We start from the raw sequence: 18540 nt of genomic DNA on the forward strand, positions 1-18540 counted from the left end.
ACAAGGCTTAACGGAAACCGCCTCTTAAACGCTTTCGCTATTATTTTTATTTATAGCTATCGGGTAGATATCGAGCCATTTTTTTGAGCGTTTTAAGCTTGCCAGGGCCTCTCTCCAAACATACTTAGCCGCAGCGTATAGGCCCCCTTAACCGGGGGGGGCCTATTCAGCAGCCAACAACATCACAAACAAACTGCCGTCTGCCCTGAGCCCGCCTTTCAAGCTGCGCCCCGCTCTTCAGGCACAAAAAAGCCTGCATGTTCTGCAGGCTTTTTCTATTACAGCATCCCTAGTTGCAAGCGGGCTGATTCACTCATACGTTCCCGGCTCCACGGTGGATCCCAAACCAGATCCACTACGGCCTTCTCTACGCCCTGGATAGTCTCCAGCTTGTAGCGGGCCTCATCGGCAATCATGGTGCCCATACCGCAACCAGGAGCCGTCAGCGTCATTTCCATGGTGATGGAGAACGCTTCCGGACCAGTCTGGCTCACATGACAAGCGTACACCAAGCCCAGATTAACGATATCGACCGGAATCTCCGGATCATAAACGCTAGCCAGCACAATCCAGGCGGCGTCTTCAATGGTTTTTTCGCTCAGGGGCAGCTCGGGTACAAAAACCTCGGGCTTGTCCTGGGACTCAAAACCCAGCGCATCGGCATCGACACCTTCAATCCGGTACAGGTTGCCCTCTACCATCACGGTATAGCTGCCACCCAGCTTCTGGGTAATCGTTGCTGTACAACCCGCCTCGATCGTAACGGGAGCACCGTAAGGGATACTGACAGCCGGACAATCCCGGCTGACCAGCACATCATGTCGTTCAAAGTAGCTCATGGCTTGTTTGCGCCTTTATTCGGTTTGCGCGGTTTCTTTGGCCTGATTGATGGCGTTATGCAGGGTATGCCAGGCCAGAGTGGCACATTTAACCCGTGCGGGGAATTCACGCACACCAGATAACACTTCCAGCTTGCCCAGATCTCGATCGGGATGGGCCTCTGTCAACATGGCGTGCATATCTTGAAATAGAGACTCAAACTCGGCCAGACTCAGGCCTTTTACGGCTTCGGTCATCAAGGATGCCGAAGCCTTGGAAATAGCGCAGCCATGCCCCACAAAGCTGACTTTCTGCACAATGCCGTCTTCAACCACGGCGTACACAGCCAGTTGATCCCCACACAGGGGGTTATGGCCATTGGCAAAATGGCTGGCGTTTTCTATTACTTCAAAGTTACGCGGGCTACGGTTATGGTCAAAAATGACCTCTTGGTAGAGCTCGCGCAGCCCGTTGAAATCTTGGCTCATTTAGCCAACTCCAAATAGTTTTTGAGCTTTGCGCAGGCTGCCCAGCAAAGCATCAATATCAGCGTAATCGTTGTACAAGGCAAAGGAGGCACGAGCCGTACCTGGAATGCCAAAGCGCGTCATCAAGGGCATGGCACAGTGGTGACCGGCACGCACAGCAACGCCGTCCATGTCCAGAATGGTGCCCAGATCGTGCGGGTGAATACCGTCGACCAGGAAGGACACAATGCCTGCCTTATGTGCGGCCGTACCAATAATGCGAATGCCAGGCATGGCCAGCAAGGCTTCGGTGGCGTAGTCCAGCAACAGCGCTTCATGGTCGGCAATACGCTGCATGCCTATACCCATCAAATAATCGATAGCGGCAGCCATGGTAATGGCACCAGCGATATTGGGCGTACCTGCCTCAAAGCGCTGTGGCACAGGGGCGTAATTACTTTGCTCGAAACTGACGGTGGTGATCATGTCACCGCCGCCCATCCAGGGCGACATGCTGTCCAGAATCTCATACCGCACGTACAGAGCACCCATACCGGTGGGGCCGTACAGCTTGTGTGCTGAGAAAGTGTAGAAATCAGCATCCAGAGCCTGTACGTCCACCACACCGTGGGGAACGGACTGAGCTCCATCCACCAGCACCTTGGCACCGACGGCATGCGCCTGACGGGTCATTTCAGCGATGGGGTTGATCGTGCCCAAGGCATTGGACACATGGCCCACCGCCAGCAGGCGGGTTTTCTCGTTGAGCAGTTGCTTGAAGGCTTCCTGATCCAGCTCGCCGTTGTCCAGCACAGGCACCACGCGAATGATGGCACCGGTACGCTGGGCAACCAATTGCCAAGGCACGATATTGGAGTGATGCTCCAGGCCGGTCAGCAGAATCTCGTCGCCTGCTTTCAGGTTGTCCATGCCCCAGCTATAGGCCACCAGGTTGATGGATTCTGTGGTGCCACGCGTAAACACAATTTCTTCGTCGCGCGCGGCATTCAGAAATGCCCGCACTGTACTTCTGGCCTGATCGTACAGCTCAGTAGCATGCTGAGACAGCCAATGCACACCACGGTGGATGTTAGCATTGGACTGCTCATAGAATCGCGCCTCGGCTTCAATGACCGAGCGCGGCTTTTGCGTCGTCGCGCCATTGTCCAGATAGGACAGGCGTTGGCCCCGGATGGGGCGAGCCAGGATAGGAAAATCCTCGCGGTGATTCAGCAAACCAGCAGCAGTTACGGGCATAGGCGCATTCATGCAAGATCTCCAAGGGCAAGACCGCCAGGTAACAAAGCATTAATACCGACTGTGGCACGGCTACGCAGGCTCTCGGACGCAATGCGCTCCAGAGACTGAGCGGCAAATGCGTAAATCAGCATATTGCGTGCATCTTCCATGGTCATGCCACGCGAGCGCAGGTAGAACAGGCTATCTGCATCCAGCTGACCCACAGTGGCACCGTGTGCACACTTGACGTCGTCGGCGTAGATTTCCAACTCGGGGCGGGAGTCTGCACGTGCCATCTTGGACAAGAGCAAGCTGTCCGAACGCTGTACCGAATCCGTACCATCCGCGCCCTTGCCTACCAAGACGCGACCACTGAACACACCGCGGGCGGTGTCGGCCAAAATGCCACGGTAGAACTCACGGCTTTGGCAGTTAGGCTGAGCGTGATCAATGATGGTGTTGTGGTCCACGTGACGGCGGCCGTCCACAAAATACAAACCATTGAACAAGGTTTCGCAGCGCTCGCCGTTGAAAACAGTAGCAATATCGTTACGGGCTATACGAGCACCGAAAGACAGAGAGTGCGAATTGAATACCGAACCACGACCTTGCTGCACATCGATTGCGGCCAGGTGGAAGTCTTGCAAGGCTTCTTGCTGCAGCTTCATGTGTGTCAGGTTGGCATCAGGGGCCACGTTCAGGCGAGTCACGGCGCTGCTCAAGGAAGCATCCGTTCCTTCCTGACCCACGTAGTGCTCAACCACCGTTGCACTAGCACCGGATTCCAAAGAAATCAGGTTGCGCGTGAAGCTGGCACTGCCACCTTGAGTGCGTACAAAAACCAGATGAACAGGCTGTTCCAGATGCTTGCCAGCGGCAATATGCAAGGCAGCACCATCCTGGGCCAAAGCCAGGTTCAAGGCAGCCGTCGAAGCACCCAGGGACTCATCCCCGTAAGCCTGCTGCAGCCAGTCTGCATCTTGCTCCAGACAGGTACTGAGCGAGGCCAAACGCACGCCTGCTGGCAACTCATTCAGGTGCGACAAAGCCGCATCGTAGTGACCGTCCACAAAGACCAGGAAATAGCCGTCTTCTTGCTGGCGCACTGACGCCACCAATTCCGCGGCCGAAGCCGATTTCTGAGGAGCAAAGCTTTGCTGTTCCAGCAAAGCCAAGGAGGTGTGATGCCAGGCTTCAATACGCGTGGTTGGCCAGCCTTCTTGTGCGAAACGATCCAGCGCGCGCTGACGCACGGCGCTTAGCCATGGCAGGCCGGCTCCAGGTGCTTGTGCAGCCTGAGCGGCAAAGCTGTTGACCCAATCCGGCAGACTCATACCGCAGCTCCCTTGGCTTTTTGTTCGGCGGCTGCTTGTTCCAGCACCCAACCGTAGCCACGCTCTTCCAGTTCCAGAGCCAATTCACGGCCACCGGAACGAATGATCTTGCCGCCGGCCAATACATGCACAAAGTCAGGCACGATGTAGTCCAGCAGACGTTGGTAGTGAGTAATCACCAGCAAGGAACGCTCGGGGGAACGCAGGCGGTTCACGCCGTCAGCCACCACACGCAAAGCGTCAATATCCAGACCGGAGTCGGTTTCGTCTAGGATGGCCAGCTTGGGTTCCAGCAGGCTCATTTGCAGAACTTCGTTGCGTTTCTTTTCGCCGCCGGAAAAACCTTCGTTCACGGAGCGGTACAGAAACTCTTCGCGCATGCCAACCGTCTTCATTTCCTCTTTGACACGCTTGAGGAAGTCCATGGCGTCCAGCTCAGGCAAGCCCTGATGACGGCGCACGGCGTTCACGGAAGCACGCAGGAAGTAGGCGTTGGACACACCGGGAATTTCGATGGGGTACTGGAATGCCAGGAACAGACCGGAACGGGCGCGGTCTTCAATCTTCATTTCCAGCAGATCTTGACCCAGCCAGTCAACCGAACCGCCTTCCACGGTGTAGTCTTCACGACCGGCCAGAACCTGGGACAAGGTGCTCTTGCCCGAGCCGTTCGGGCCCATGATGGCGTGGACTTCACCGGGTTTGATTTCCAGGTTCAGACCTTTAAGGATAGGTTTATCTTCAACCGAAGCGCGCAAATCTTTAATCGTCAGCATTTCATTATTCTCCTTAACCTACACTGCCTTCCAAGCTGACGCCGAGCAAATTCTGTGCTTCGACCGCAAACTCCATGGGCAATTCTTTAATCACTTCTTTACAAAAGCCGTTCACGATCATGGAGACGGCATCTTCGGCAGTCAGGCCGCGCTGCATGGCGTAAAAGAGCTGGTCCTCGCCAATGCGCGAAGCGGTTGCTTCATGTTCCACACTGGCGCTGGGGTTCTGCACTTCCATGGTTGGGAAGGTGTGTGCAGCACAGCGCTTGCCGATCAGCAGCGAATCACACTGGGTGTAATTGCGGGCGTTTTCTGCCTTGGGGGTAATACGAACCAGGCCGCGATAGGTATTGATACCTTGGCCCGCCGAAATCCCCTTGGAGATAATCGTGCTGCGGGTATTGCGACCCATATGAATCATTTTGGTGCCGGTATCGGCTTGCTGGCGGTGGTTGCTCAGGGCGACCGAGTAGAACTCGCCTTGGGAATCATCGCCGCGCAGCACCACGCTGGGGTATTTCCAGGTGATGGCCGAGCCGGTTTCAACCTGCGTCCAGGAGATGTGCGAACGTGCGCCACGGCATTCGCCACGCTTGGTGACGAAGTTGTAAATACCGCCTACGCCGTCTTTATCGCCGGGGTACCAGTTTTGCACGGTGGAGTACTTGATCTTGGCGTCGTCCAAGGCGACCAGTTCCACGACCGCTGCGTGCAACTGGTTTTCATCGCGCATTGGCGCCGTACAGCCTTCCAGATAGCTGACCGAAGCGCCCTCTTCCGCAATAATCAAGGTGCGCTCGAACTGACCAGTGTCGCGGGCATTGATGCGGAAGTAGGTGGACAGCTCCATCGGACAGCGTACGCCTTTGGGGATGAACACAAAGGAGCCATCGGAGAATACGGCCGAGTTCAGGGCGGCGTAGAAGTTGTCGCTAGGAGGGACAACCGTACCCAGATACTTTTTCACCAGTTCCGGATATTCACGCACGGCCTCGGAAAAGGAACAGAAGATCACGCCCACTTCTTCCAGCTCTTTGCGGAAGGTGGTGGCCACCGAGACCGAGTCAAACACGGCGTCAACCGCCACACCGGCCAGACGCGCGCGCTCGTGCAAAGGCACACCCAGTTTTTCATAGGTGCGCAGCAATTCAGGATCCACCTCGTCCAGGCTCTTGGGGCCGTCGGCCTTGCTCTTGGGCGCGGAGTAGTAGCTGATGTCCTGGAAGTCGATAGGTGGATATTCCACAATCGACCACTTGGGATACTTCATGGTCAGCCACTGGCGGTAAGCAGCCAGGCGCCATTCCAGCATGAACTCCGGTTCGCGTTTTTTCGCGGACAGGAAACGGATGACGTCTTCGTTCAGACCTTTCGGTATGGTTTCAGACTCGATGTCGGTGACAAAGCCTGCCTCGTAATCACGATCGAGGAAGGTGTCCAGATGTTCGTTGACGGTACTCATTCGGTTAACTCCACGTTGGAGGTGTTCGCCTTGTTTCTGTTTTTCAATTCGGGACCCGGCTTGTGTGTCAGGGGAAATTCGTTAACGGGCACGCGTATCATGTCTGCAACACTGACCTCTTCCAAGGTGCGTCGGACAATATCGTTGATACGCTGCCAATTACTGCGTATATGGCAATCTGACTCCACGGAACAGGCTCCAGGAGTAGCTACACATTCAGTCAAGCCAAAGGGCTGATCTTCCAGTGCATCAATAATCTGCGCTACACTTATCTGTTTGGCGGGGCGGCCCAACACATACCCTCCGCGTGCGCCTCGGCTGCTGATGACCAGCTCGTGCTGGCCCAGCAGTTTAAGCACCTTGCTGACAGTCGGTTGGCCCAAACCCAGGATGGCGGCCAAGTCAGACGCACTGAACACACGGTCTGGATCGCCAGCCATGTGTGTCAGCACCAAAGTGCCGTAATCAATGATTTTACTGATTCGCAGCATTCCTTCTCTCTGAACAGGTCGTAGAGCCATATAGTACCGCTTTGGTACTATATGGTCAAATTATCCCTCCAGACTTTGCTGGATATTCCACATCCGGGCATAGGCGCCATCCAGGGCTAAAAGCTCGCTGTGCGTGCCCTGCTCCACGATCTGTCCGCGCTCCAGAACCAGAATCAAATCCGCGTCCGTAATCGTGGATAGACGGTGAGCAATGATCAAGGTGGTGCGGTCGCGGGCAATCTCGTTCAACTCCGCCTGAATCGCCCGTTCCGTACGTGTGTCCAGCGCACTGGTAGCTTCGTCCAGAATCAGCACCGGCGGGTTCTTCAGCAAGGTACGGGCAATAGCCACGCGCTGCTTTTCGCCCCCGGACAACTTCAAGCCGCGTTCACCCACGATGGTCTCGTAACCATCGGGCAGGCTTTCGATGAAGTCGTGGATACTGGCGGCCCGTGCTGCTGCCACGATCTGCTCTTTACTGGCCTCAGGACGGCCATACGCAATATTGTGCAAAATCGTATCGTTGAACAGGACCGTATCCTGGGGAACGATACCGATATGACGGCGCAAGCTCTCTTGCGTCCATTCGCGCAGCTCGCGCTCATTGAATAGGATGCGGCCTTCCGTCACATCGTAGAAACGAAACAAAAGACGCGACAAGGTGGATTTACCTGCGCCCGAAGAACCCACCACCGCTACCGTCTTGCCGGCGGGGATCTCGAAACTCAGGTTTTGAATGACTTTGCGACGGCTGTCATAGGCAAAGCTGACGTTCTCGAAACGCACACCCGCCTGCTCACAGGACAAGACCTGGGCATCCGGTGCATCTTTCACCTCTTGCTTGCGACGCAGCAAGGAGAACAGGCGCTCCATATCAGCCAGTGAATTCTTGATTTCGCGGTAAACAAAACCCAGAAAGTTCAAAGGCGCATAAAGCTGAGTCAGGAAGGCAGACACCAGCACAACGTCACCCACCGTCATGGTTCCGGCCAGCACACCTTGCGCCGACATGAACAGCAAGGCCGTCACCCCAACACTGATAATCGAGGCCTGACCAATATTGAGCAGGTTCAGCGATACCTGATTACGCACGGCAGCCTGGACCCACTGGCCCATATTCTGATCGTAGCGATTGATCTCGTAATCCTCGTTACCGAAGTATTTGACTGTCTCGTAATTGAGCAAGGCATCAATCGCGCGAGAGTTGGCACGACTGTCCAAGTCGTTCATGGCTCGCCGATAACGCATGCGCCGCTCAGTCACCAGCAAGGTGAACACAATATAGGCCGCAATCGTCCCCAAGGTCACCGCCGCGAAGGCCCAGTCGTATCGCCAGAGCAAGATGCCACAGACCAGAGCTATTTCCAGCAAGGTTGGCAAAATATTGAAGACCAGGAAATTCAGCAGAAAGCTAACGCCTTTGGTGCCCCGTTCAATATCCCGGCTCAAGCCACCTGTCTGGCGTTCGGTATGAAAGCGCAAGGACAGATCCAGCAGGTGCCGAAAGACGTGGTTCGCAATCAGCCGCACCGACCCTTGCGTGACTCGCGCAAACAGGGCATCCCGTATTTCACCAAAAGCGCTGGAGGCCAAACGTACGGCGCCATATCCCAACAAGGCGGCCACCGGCAGCATCAAAGCCGTAGCGGGCAGGCTCAACGCATCGATTACCTGCTTCAGGTAGATCGGCATCATCACGGTGGCGACTTTTGCCAGCAGCAAACAGGACAAAGCCAAGACCACGCGAGTCTTGAATCGCCAAACGTAAGGAAATAAGGATTTCAGGGTGCTCAGACCACCAGAGACACCATCAAGCACTTCAGGACGAGGAGGCACACGCAATAGGTCCGTGTTCAACAGCACAAAGCCGAAAAACCGCGGACAGCTTAAAAATAAGTTGCAGCACAACGCTGGAATCAAGGCAGGACAAGCAGACTATGCTTTCCACTGGCAGGCAGGCCCTGCCATGTCCTTGATGCGAATACAGAAATGAGGTTCTATGCCTGGGAAATTATCAAAACTGCCAGGCAGCACATAACGAATAAGTATAGCCTTTTGAGCTGCTTATCCCTGCCAAGACCCTGCCGTTGGCGTGCTTGTTTGGCAGATTATTGACCTGCAAACCACAGTCACACGAATAAGGGACCTGACCAGCAAGTATCCAGTGCTGAAAATCGGGAAATTCACGGCTTGTCACTGCAAAGAAAATGCTGGCAATCCAGCACTTTGTTACCTTCAAGCCTTCAACGAAAGGCATACAATACCTGCTTGTCTGAAACTGGCGCAGACACAGTAAAAATAGCGCCCGATACCAGACATCTGGCTCATGAATCCCTTTACCGTGCAAAATCCATCCATGCCGTCTTCTTCTTTTTCGTATTCTTCTTCCCTGGACCAGTTAGCCGCACAGGACAGCCAGGCGCTGGATGTGCTGTACGACCAGGAAGCCCCCTTGATGCTGGCTTTGGGCCAGGCCGTATTGGGCCGCCGCATTGATGCCGAAGAGGTTCTGCGCGATAGCTTTGTTTTGTTATGGAAGAACGCTGCCGGCTATGACCCCGATTTAGGCGAAGGGCGCGCCTGGATTTACAGCATTCTGCGGTTCAGGCTACTGGCTCGCCTGCGTCAACGCGCGCAAAGCGGCGATAGCAGTTACGCCCTGCCTGCCATCAAGCCGCAAGCCGGCCAGCGTTTCATCCCTGCCATGGGCAAGCTGGATGGCACCAGCCAACGCGCCATGATCCATGCCTATCTGCACGGCAATAGTTACGAACAGTTGGGCCCTCAGCTGAACCGCTCCCCCGCACAATTGCGCGCTGTGGTCCAACATGGCTTGCAACAGCTCACTCCCCTGATCAATGAAGGCAACGCCAACGATCCACGCCATGCAGTGATGATTGGCGAATATACCTTGGGGCTACTCAGCCAGCATGAACTGGTCCAAGCCCACACCCTGATGCAGCAAAATGATCAGGCAGCGCGTCTGGCATTGGCTTGGGAGCAAGCGTGGCTGGAGCTGGTGGACTGCCTGACCCCAACAGTGCCTGCCCCCACCAGCCTGGCTCATATTCACCATACCCTGGGCTTGCCTCCGCCTGCCGCACGTCGTCAGGCTGGGAACACAAGCAGTCCGGCTGCTGAAGCCCCCAAATCGGCAAGCACTGGCAACGCCAGCACAAGCGCTCCAGTTAACAAAGCGGAGCGCCAGGAACCCAGTATCAAGACCAGTACTTCGGCAGACCAAGACACTAAAGCGGAAGCTGCCACTCGCACTGAGCCTCGCTGGTCCGTCAACAGTTCGAACGACAAGGCTGACGATCACACACCGCCCTTCCCCACCTTACTGCGTGCAGACTCCGACCCAGCTACCAAAGCAGCTGCTGTCACAGCCGAAGCAGCGCCGACAGCACCAGCCAAGGTCGCCGACAAGAAAAAGCCCGCCAAGAGCGAGCCTGAGTCAGTCCCGGTAGAGAAAAAACGCAAACCCGAACCTGTTGATGGCGAACGCAAGTCCCGTGGCTTTGCCATGCCCATGCCTGTTTTATGGGGCGGCCTGGCTGCGGTCGTGATTCTGGGCCTGGTGATTGCCCTGCTCATGAACATGAACTCGGAACCACCTGTCAACGTCATTGAGATGAAGCCACGTCAGGCAGCCATCCTGCAGGCCCCTGGCCAATCCTCTACTCCGGCCTGGATTGCGACGGTAGACCCACAAGGCAATGTCCTGCTGGTGCCCAAGGTCAGTACCGAAGTCAAAGCAACGCAGTCAGTACAGCTGTGGACACACACACCACGCGGCACGCAAGTTCGTTCATTGGGTTTGATTGATCCTAATCGCCCCATCACCGTACCCGCGGCTTTGATCGGCACCGTGGAAGATGAGCAGATATTTGAGATGACGCTGGAAACCGAAGGCGGCTCCAATAGTGGTGCACCGGAAGGCCCCGTTCTGTACATTGGTCGCATTGTGAGCTTTGGGCAGCTGGATAACCTGCCCAAGCCCAACACGGAAGCTAGCTCGTCGGCAACCCGCTCTTAAAAGCGGCATCCAGCCGTTCCAGCTCGTCGATTTCCTCGACAGTGAAGCCCGCCTCCAGGCGGGCTTCGCGATTAAAGGGGCCGCGCAAACGCGGTGCGCGATAGCGCAGCGCCAACTCACCATACGTATCAAAGTCAGGCAAACCTTGTTCCTGGCAGACTTTGCGATACCAGTAATTTCCCAACGCTACATGCCCGACCTCATCGCGCAAGATGATGGCAATAATCGCGGCGGCTTTTTCATCACCAGCATCCAGCAACTTCTTATGCACCAGGGGGCAGGCATCCAGCCCCCGTGCTTCCAGAGTACGCGGCACCAAAGCCATACGCGCCAGCAGATCAAAGCGTGTTCGCTCTGCCATCTCCCACAAGCCGTCATGGACAGGCAAATCCCCATAGCGGACACCCAGCGTTTGAAGATGATCGCTCAGCAGCTCAAAGTGCAAAGCCTCCTCCACCGCCACCTGTAACCAGCCTGCATAGAATGCGTCGGGCAAACCGGGATAACGCCACAACACATCCAAGGCCAGATTGATGGCATTGAACTCAATATGAGCCAAGGAATGCAATAAGGCTGCTCGCCCCTGGGGCGTACGCACGGACCGCTTGGGCACATGCTGAGGGCTCACAAAACGCAAACCCTCGGGCCGTCCCGGTACGCCGGGCGGCTCTTCCAAATGCTCATCTGCCCCTACGGGCAAGCCATGGGCAATTGCTCGTACTGCTGCCAGCTTGGCAGCCGGCTCTTGTACTAACAAGGCCTGTAGAGCCTGACTACGTAAGTTCACTGCTAATCCCTTCCATGAAAAAAGGCCGGCACCAAGGCCGACCTTCGTTCCTGCTTAGCAACCCCGGATTACTGAGCCGAGCCCGGATCCGTCATTGCCAAGGCTTGATCCAGCATTGCCTGGATCTGACCCAAGTTGGTGCGCAAGGCCTGCATCTCCTGACCGGTCAGACGCACAGCGGCTTCCTGGTCAAAAGGCATATCCGGACCATCGCCCAGACGATTGCGCGCACCACTGATCGTAAAGCCTTCGTCGTACAGCAAACCGCGAATCCGGCGTATCAGCAGCACCTCATGGTGCTGGTAATAACGTCGGTTACCGCGTCGCTTGACGGGCTTTAACTGCGTAAACTCCTGCTCCCAATAACGCAGGACGTGGGGCTTGACCAAGCAAAGCTCGCTGACTTCACCGATGGTGAAATACCGCTTGGCAGGGATAGGTGGCAAGGTCGCCATCTTTTCGTTTGTGCTCATAGCCACTGATGCTCATCGACAATAGGAGTGATTTTACACGTTCAGTCAGGCAAAACTGTACGCAAACGTACCAGGCTTCAGTCCTGGTCATCCTCGGGCGCCACTGGCGCCCCTTCGACTACACTTTTGAGCTTCTGACTGGCGTGGAATGTCACCACGCGTCGCGCCGAAATCGGGATGACTTCACCCGTTTTGGGGTTGCGACCAGGACGCGGGGGTTTGTCCCGAACCTGGAAATTACCGAAACCGGACAACTTGACCTCGACACCATCGGCCAGGGAATCGCGGATCTCTGCAAAGAAAGTATCCACAATATCTTTGGCTTCGCGTTTATTCAAGCCAACACGTTCAAACAAGAGTTCAGCCAGATCTGCCTTGGTCAGAGTACGCTCTACGTTCATTGTGTCTCCTTATGCTCGTGCCCGTGCGCCATGCGCAGACACCAGTGCCGCCAACAATGCTTCCAGGCATTGCTCGACGCGTTCATCGTCCAGCGTGCTTGCGCTGTCTTGCAGCCAGAATCGAATCGCCAGACTCTTTTCCGATGCATCGTTCTTGTCGCGCCAGACGTCAAACAACTGAATATCTTTGACGATAGCCGCTTGCGCTGCCGTGCTACGCACCTGGTTCAGTGTATCCAGCACAGCTTGATAGGATACGTCCTTATCCAGCCAAACCGCTAGATCTCGTTGCACAACGGGTTGCTTGGATACTTCCTGAGCGTGTACCACTTCGTCGTGAGAGATGGCATCAACGTCCACCTCAAAGACGACCGGCGCTTGATTCAAACCAAATTCGCTCAACCACTGAGGATGGATTTCACCGATCCAGCCTATGGTTTTACCATCCAGTTTCACACTGGCGCTACGGCCTGGGTGCAAGGCCGGGTGAGCTTCAGGCTCGAAACGGACTTGAGCAGCACGTTGGCCCAGCAAGGTTTCCAGATCGCGCTTGACGTCAAAGAAGTCGACAAGACGATCGGGCTGTCCCCACTGCTCGGTCACAACAGGGCCCCAGGCTGCGGCCGCAATGCGATTGGGCTGATGGATACCGGCCACGGTCAACGGACCATTTTCTTGAGAGGCATCGCGCATGAAGACGCGGCCAAACTCGAACACACGCACGCGCGACTGACGGCGGTTGGCGTTGCGTTCAATATTGGCCAGCAGACCAGGAATCAGGCTGGTACGCATCACCGCCAACTGGCTGGCAATGGGGTTCAACAAACGGATAGGGTCAGCCTGTCCGTTAATATCTTTTTCCCAGGACTCTTGCACAAAGGAGAAGTTGATCACTTCCTGGTAGTCCTGGGCGGCCAATACAGCGCGCAAGGCGTGCGGACCACGCAAGGACTCGACTGGCACACGCATTTGTGCAGCAGCGACCGGAGGCAGATCAGGAATATTTTCAAAACCGTAGATACGGGCAACTTCCTCGATCAGGTCTTCTTCAATCGTCAAATCGAAACGGAAGCTGGGAGGATTGACCGTAAAGACTTCGTCAGCCACCGAGAAGTCCAGGCCCAACAAGGTGAAGATGCTCTCCACCTGCTTTTGATCCAGAGGAATACCCAGAACACGGCAGCAACGATCCAGGCGCATGGCAACGGGCTTGCGCTCGGGCAAGGCCACAACCTGGTCATCCATAGGACCCGCTTGGCCGCCGCAGATTTCCAGGATCAGCGCTGTGGTGCGTTCCAGATGCTGGGTAATGGAGTCGAAGTCCACGCCACGCTCGAAACGGTGGCTGGCGTCGGAAGAAAACTTGTAGCGACGGGCACGGCCCATGATGGCTTCTGGCCACCAGAAAGCGCCTTCCAGATACACATCCGTCGTATCCAGTGTGACAGCGCTTTGTTCGCCGCCCATGATACCGGCCATGCCTTGCGGCACATCGTTAACCGCAATCACACCCACATCGGTATCCAGCTCGACATTCAAACCGCTCAGCAGCTCCAGCGTCTCGCCTTTACGTGCCCAACGCACTTCCAGACCAGCCTGTACGTGCTGCAAATCGAACACGTGTGTAGGACGGCCCAGCTCCAGCATAACGTAGTTGGAGATGTCCACCAATGCGGAGATCGAACGCTGGCCGCTACGCTCCAGACGAGTTTTCATCCAGTCCGGGGTTTTGGCACGCGCATTGACGCCACGAATCACACGGCCGGCAAAACGGCCGCACAAATCAGCGTCTTTCACGGTAACGGAAACGCGATCCTCAATCGTGACAGGAACAGGAGTGAAGTCTGGTAGTGTCAGTGGCTCGCCAGTCAGGGCGGCTACTTCGCGTGCCACGCCCAGCACGGACAGGCAGTCCGCACGGTTAGGCGTCAATTTCAATTCGATAATCTGGTCGTCCAGATCCAGCAGTTCGCGCAGGCTCTGGCCTACCGGCGCGTCTGCATCCAGCACCAGCAAACCATCGTGATCTTGCGACAGACCCAACTCGCGACCCGAGCACAACATGCCGGCGGACTCCACGCCACGCATTTTGACCGGGCCGATTTTCATGCCACCGGGCAGCTCTGCGCCAACACGGGCGACCGGGATCTTGATGCCTTGAGCCGCATTGGGCGCACCGCACACAATCTGCAGCAGCTTGCCCGAGCCGTCATCGACCTGGCAAACGCGCAGGCGGTCAGCGTCGGGATGGGGGGCAATTTCAGCGATGAAGCCAACGACAACATGCTCAAAAGCAGGCGCAGCAGCTTGAATTTCTTCAACCTCCAAGCCAGCCATCGTCAGTTGATGACCCAGTTCTTCAGTTCCCAGTTTGGGATTCACAAAGCGGCGCAGCCACGATTCGGAAAATAACATGATGCAAAGATGGAGACGTAAAACGGCGTATACCGGAACCGACCGGGCCTAAAAGGCCCAGCGGCGCGAAGTAGGAATCAACGATTGAACTGCTTAAGAAAGCGCAGATCGCCTTCAAAGAACTGGCGCAAATCGTTAACACCATAGCGCAACATAGTCAGGCGCTCCAGTCCGGAACCAAAGGCGAAACCGATGTAACGCTCTGGGTCCAAACCGAAATTGCGCACCACTTGCGGGTGAACCTGCCCGGAGCCGGAGATCTCCAGCCAACGGCCCTTGTTGGGGCCGGAGGAGAACATCATGTCAATCTCGGCGGATGGCTCGGTAAAGGGGAAGAAAGAAGGTCGAAAGCGCACGACCAGATCGTCGCTTTCAAAGAAGGCGCGCAGAAAGTTCGTATAAACGCCTTTCAGATCGGCAAAGGAAATATCCTCGGCAATCCACAGCCCTTCCACCTGGTGGAACATGGGCGAGTGGGTGGCATCACTATCGACACGATAGGTGCGGCCGGGAGCAATAACCTTGATAGGGGCCTTATTCATGCGTGCATAACGCACCTGCATGGGACTGGTGTGCGTACGCAGCAAATAGGGCAAACCCTGCTCGTCGTTCATATCGATATAGAACGTGTCTTGCATCGAACGAGCGGGGTGATTCTCTGGATTATTCAGAGCGGTAAAATTTGTCCAGTCATTTTCGATTTCAGGGCCGTCAGCCACATCGAAACCGATAGAGCGGAAAATGGCTTCAACACGCTGCCAGGTCTGGATCACCGGGTGAATACCACCGGTGCCACGACCACGGCCGGGCAAAGTCACATCAATTTGTTCTTGAGCCAGTCGCTGGTTCAATTGTTCTGCCGCCAGGGCAGCACGACGATCGTTCAGCAGATCTTCAATTTCGCGCTTGAGCACGTTGATGCTGGCACCGGCTGCTTTTTTCTGCTCCGGCTCCATCTGGGCAAGGCCTTTCATCAAGGCAGTGATGGCACCTTGTTTACCCAAAAATCGAGCTTTAGCGTTTTCCAGCGAAGCGGCGTCCTGAGACTGCTCAAATAAGGCCCGAGCCTGGGCAATCAGATCGTCGTGGGAGGAAGTCATGGCGTGTTACTTTCCAAAAACAAACGGAGCCCCAAAGGCCCCGTTTGTGAACTATACAGTCAGATACCGCTTAAGCAGCCAGAGCGTTCTTAGCCTGTGCAACAACAGCAGCAAAACCTGCCTTGTCTTTAACAGCCAAGTCAGCCAGAACCTTACGGTCCAAAGCGATGGAGGCTTTGTTCAGGCCGGCGATAAACTGGCTGTAGCTCATATCCAGTTCGCGGCAAGCTGCGTTGATACGGGTAATCCACAGCGAACGGAATACACGTTTCTTGTTACGGCGGTCACGGTAGGCGTACTGACCTGCCTTCATGACAGCCTGTTTGGCTATACGGAATACATTACCGCGACGGCCGCGAAAACCTTTGGCCTGGGCAATTACTTTCTTGTGGCGTGCGCGTGCGTTAACACCGCGTTTTACTCGTGACATGTTCGATTCTCCCTAATCAAGCGAAAGGCATCATTGCTTTTACGGAAGCGACGTCGGCTTTATGAACCTCGACGGCACCGCGCAACTGACGTTTGTTCTTGGTCGTCTTCTTGGTCAGAATGTGACGCTTGAACGCTTGGCCCCGCTTGATGGAACCGCTACCACGAACCACAAAGCGCTTGGAAGCGCTTTTTTTGGTTTTCATTTTAGGCATGAAATTACTCGACTAATTTGTGTCTGCGGGTGGTCGCCTAGGAAGCTGGCGGACACTTGTATGACCCAAAACAGGCACTTATTTTTTTCTTTGCCCGCTGCCAGAACAGATCCAAACAGGGGAAAAGCTCTTGATTATAGGGTGATTCCTGAAGGATTGTCCAGATATCAAAGGGATTTTTTGCAGTTATGGCGTTGTTCGCCGGCCAATCAGGAAAACAAGAAACCGTGGCCCCGTTTGGATACCCTCCAGCGCGTATGATCTGGTCAATCTTCGAGCCTAGCCATGTCAAGATCAGGCAGCAAGTTATCAATAGGATGGGTGAAAACATCGGCACCCTATCTTGCTGGTAGCCGATAACACCAAAATACTCGCCCCCCTATCAGGCAAAGGCGCGCAATTTCATACGTAGGCTGACAGTCTAGGAAAACGACACACAGGCCAACCATGAAAGTCATGGCGCCTGTCGCCCTCAGCCTGCAGCCAGCCCAATCCTGCCACACCCAGTAGCGACACCCGCCTTCTTCTTACCTCGATTCACGGCAACTCAGGCCGGAACTGCAATGCTTCCGCGATATGAGGTCTGGCAATCTGCTCTACTCCGGCCAGGTCAGCAATTGTCCGCGCTACCCGCAAGACCCTACCCTGCACTCGCTCTGACCAATGCCAGCGCTTGCGTGCACTGGCCAGTAGCTGCAAGGCCTCCGCAGACAAGCACCCATGTTCTTTCAAACCAGCCACTGACAGACGAGCATTTCGTACCGTCTGACGTGCCAACTGCCTCTCAATCGCCTCCTGTACCCGCAGCCTGACCTGACTGGATGCCTGCGCTGCTTGATCACGCTCCGGTTCGGACTCGCTTAAGGTCACCAAAAGATCAATCCTGTCCAGCATCGGCCCCGATAGGCGCTGCCGATACAGCTCCCGTTGAGCAGGAGAACACCGACACGCCCGATGACGGCTCGCCGCCCAGCCACAGGGACATGGGTTCATGGCAGCCACAAACTGAAACTGCGCCGGAAACACCGCTTGCTTCTGGGCACGAGAAATATGCACGCAGCCCTGCTCCAGCGGTTCGCGCAACGCCTCCAATGAACGCCGACTGAACTCAGGCAACTCATCCAGAAACAGTACGCCATGATGAGCCAGCGAAACCTCCCCCGGTCTTGGGCGGCTACCACCGCCAATCAAGGCAGGAGTAGACACACTATGATGTGGAGCACGAAAAGGGGGTCGCCTGCTGAAAAAGTCTTGTTCTTGCACAAAGGAATACAAGGCGGCCACTTCCAGCTGAGCGTATCGATCCAGATCTGGCAATAAACCCGGCAGACGTTGAGCCAGCATGGTCTTGCCCACACCCGGCGAGCCATTCAACAAAAGGCTATGGCCACCCGCAGCGGCCACCTCCAAAGCACGGCACGCCAAAGGCTGCCCCAGCACGTCCGACAAGCAAAGTTGTGGGCCATCACTCCACTCTTCTGGCCACGGCCTGGCCAATGCGGGTTCCAGCTCCTTGTCCCCTCGCAGATACCCCGCCGCCTCTGCCAAACTGGCAACCCCGTAGACCTGCAAGTCAGGAACATGGGCCGCCATTTCTGCACTCTGCGCAGGCAAAAGCAAACAAAGCTCCGGATGCCGACGCGCCATACCCAAGGCTATCGTCAAGGCGCTTTGAACCGGAACCACTGCCCCGGTCAAAGACAACTCTCCGGCCATGACATAGCGATCCAGACCTGTGATGGCCTGCTCACGTTGCTTGTCGTCTGGACGACTGAGTTGGCCGCTTGCCAGCAAAATTGCCAAAGCCACGGGCAAGTCAAAGCGTCCCGAATCCTTGGGCAAATCGGCAGGAGCCAGATTGATGGTCAGTCGGGCAGCGGGAAAATCAAAGCCACTGGCCTGCAAGGCAGCCCGTATGCGCTCCCGGCTTTCACGAATACCAGCATCGGGCAAACCAACAATATGAAAGGCTGGCAATCCAGGAGCCACGTGCGCCTCGACACGCACGTCGATAAAATCCAGGCCCGACAAGGCACAACTGTTCAACACGGCCAAGGACATATGCCCTTCTCCCTTTCCAAGGCAAACATTCA

At 55.7% G+C, this 18540-nt stretch carries 18 protein-coding genes; 1 reads left to right on the forward strand and 17 read right to left on the reverse strand.

Annotation, left to right across the window (positions count from 1 at the left end; all coding sequences use genetic code 11):
- Window positions 1-278 precede the first annotated feature (278 nt).
- The 9 genes from sufT to OSH04_RS11630 form a co-directional block, all read right to left on the reverse strand.
- A complete protein-coding gene (gene sufT, locus OSH04_RS11590) occupies window positions 279-839 on the reverse strand; it encodes a putative Fe-S cluster assembly protein SufT (RefSeq protein ID WP_060185785.1) in 561 nt (186 codons plus the stop codon).
- A 15-nt stretch (window positions 840-854) separates the two neighbouring features.
- Complete coding sequence (sufU, locus tag OSH04_RS11595) at window positions 855-1307, reverse strand: Fe-S cluster assembly sulfur transfer protein SufU (RefSeq protein ID WP_009454366.1); 453 nt, start codon at window positions 1305-1307, stop codon at window positions 855-857.
- Window positions 1308-2555: a cysteine desulfurase gene (locus OSH04_RS11600; RefSeq protein ID WP_035267652.1), complete on the reverse strand. Its 1248-nt coding sequence runs from the start codon at window positions 2553-2555 to the stop codon at window positions 1308-1310.
- Window positions 2552-3859, reverse strand: coding sequence for a Fe-S cluster assembly protein SufD (sufD, locus tag OSH04_RS11605; RefSeq protein ID WP_009454370.1), 1308 nt, complete (start codon window positions 3857-3859; stop codon window positions 2552-2554). Before sufD ends, OSH04_RS11600 begins: the two co-directional genes overlap by 4 nt.
- A complete protein-coding gene (gene sufC, locus OSH04_RS11610) occupies window positions 3856-4635 on the reverse strand; it encodes a Fe-S cluster assembly ATPase SufC (protein WP_009454372.1) in 780 nt (259 codons plus the stop codon). Before sufC ends, sufD begins: the two co-directional genes overlap by 4 nt.
- Window positions 4636-4648: 13 nt before the next feature.
- Window positions 4649-6097 (reverse strand): Fe-S cluster assembly protein SufB, encoded by a 1449-nt coding sequence (sufB, locus tag OSH04_RS11615; protein WP_009454374.1) that lies wholly within the window; start codon window positions 6095-6097, stop codon window positions 4649-4651.
- Complete coding sequence (locus OSH04_RS11620) at window positions 6094-6588, reverse strand: SUF system Fe-S cluster assembly regulator (RefSeq protein WP_003800349.1); 495 nt, start codon at window positions 6586-6588, stop codon at window positions 6094-6096. Before OSH04_RS11620 ends, sufB begins: the two co-directional genes overlap by 4 nt.
- 60 nt (window positions 6589-6648) lie before the next feature.
- Window positions 6649-8430: an ABCB family ABC transporter ATP-binding protein/permease gene (locus OSH04_RS11625; protein WP_052159216.1), complete on the reverse strand. Its 1782-nt coding sequence runs from the start codon at window positions 8428-8430 to the stop codon at window positions 6649-6651.
- 172 nt (window positions 8431-8602) lie between these two features.
- Window positions 8603-8845, reverse strand: coding sequence for a hypothetical protein (locus OSH04_RS11630; protein WP_247965458.1), 243 nt, complete (start codon window positions 8843-8845; stop codon window positions 8603-8605).
- 69 nt (window positions 8846-8914) lie between these two features.
- Here OSH04_RS11630 and OSH04_RS11635 point away from each other — a divergent pair, with 69 nt between their 5' ends.
- Window positions 8915-10627: an anti-sigma factor domain-containing protein gene (locus OSH04_RS11635; RefSeq protein WP_266108515.1), complete on the forward strand. Its 1713-nt coding sequence runs from the start codon at window positions 8915-8917 to the stop codon at window positions 10625-10627.
- On the opposite strand, the gene OSH04_RS11640 is transcribed toward OSH04_RS11635, so the two are convergent.
- The 8 genes from OSH04_RS11640 to OSH04_RS11675 all read right to left on the reverse strand — a co-directional run bounded on the left by OSH04_RS11640 (window position 10602) and on the right by OSH04_RS11675 (window position 18508).
- On the reverse strand, window positions 10602-11414 hold the full coding sequence (locus OSH04_RS11640) for a ferritin-like domain-containing protein (RefSeq protein ID WP_083053588.1): 813 nt from the start codon (window positions 11412-11414) through the stop codon (window positions 10602-10604). The genes OSH04_RS11635 and OSH04_RS11640 overlap by 26 nt on opposite strands.
- 68 nt (window positions 11415-11482) lie before the next feature.
- Window positions 11483-11887, reverse strand: coding sequence for a MerR family transcriptional regulator (locus OSH04_RS11645; protein WP_266108516.1), 405 nt, complete (start codon window positions 11885-11887; stop codon window positions 11483-11485).
- Between the two features lie 77 nt (window positions 11888-11964).
- Window positions 11965-12288, reverse strand: a complete 324-nt coding sequence (locus tag OSH04_RS11650; protein WP_009454385.1) for an integration host factor subunit alpha — start codon at window positions 12286-12288, stop codon at window positions 11965-11967.
- A 9-nt stretch (window positions 12289-12297) separates the two neighbouring features.
- A complete protein-coding gene (gene pheT, locus OSH04_RS11655; RefSeq protein WP_266108517.1) occupies window positions 12298-14703 on the reverse strand; it encodes a phenylalanine--tRNA ligase subunit beta in 2406 nt (801 codons plus the stop codon).
- Window positions 14704-14780: 77 nt separating this feature from the next.
- A complete protein-coding gene (pheS, locus tag OSH04_RS11660; RefSeq protein ID WP_009454388.1) occupies window positions 14781-15803 on the reverse strand; it encodes a phenylalanine--tRNA ligase subunit alpha in 1023 nt (340 codons plus the stop codon).
- A 70-nt stretch (window positions 15804-15873) separates the two neighbouring features.
- A complete protein-coding gene (gene rplT / locus OSH04_RS11665; protein ID WP_009454390.1) occupies window positions 15874-16233 on the reverse strand; it encodes a 50S ribosomal protein L20 in 360 nt (119 codons plus the stop codon).
- Window positions 16234-16249: 16 nt separating this feature from the next.
- Window positions 16250-16447, reverse strand: a complete 198-nt coding sequence (gene rpmI / locus OSH04_RS11670; protein WP_003800367.1) for a 50S ribosomal protein L35 — start codon at window positions 16445-16447, stop codon at window positions 16250-16252.
- A gap of 537 nt (window positions 16448-16984) precedes the next feature.
- Entirely contained in the window at window positions 16985-18508 is a 1524-nt protein-coding gene (locus tag OSH04_RS11675) for a YifB family Mg chelatase-like AAA ATPase (RefSeq protein WP_266108518.1), read from the reverse strand.
- Window positions 18509-18540 lie beyond the last annotated feature (32 nt).

The sequence above is a fragment of the Alcaligenes nematophilus genome (assembly GCF_026344155.1).
In the GTDB taxonomy this organism is placed as follows: domain Bacteria; phylum Pseudomonadota; class Gammaproteobacteria; order Burkholderiales; family Burkholderiaceae_B; genus Alcaligenes; species Alcaligenes phenolicus.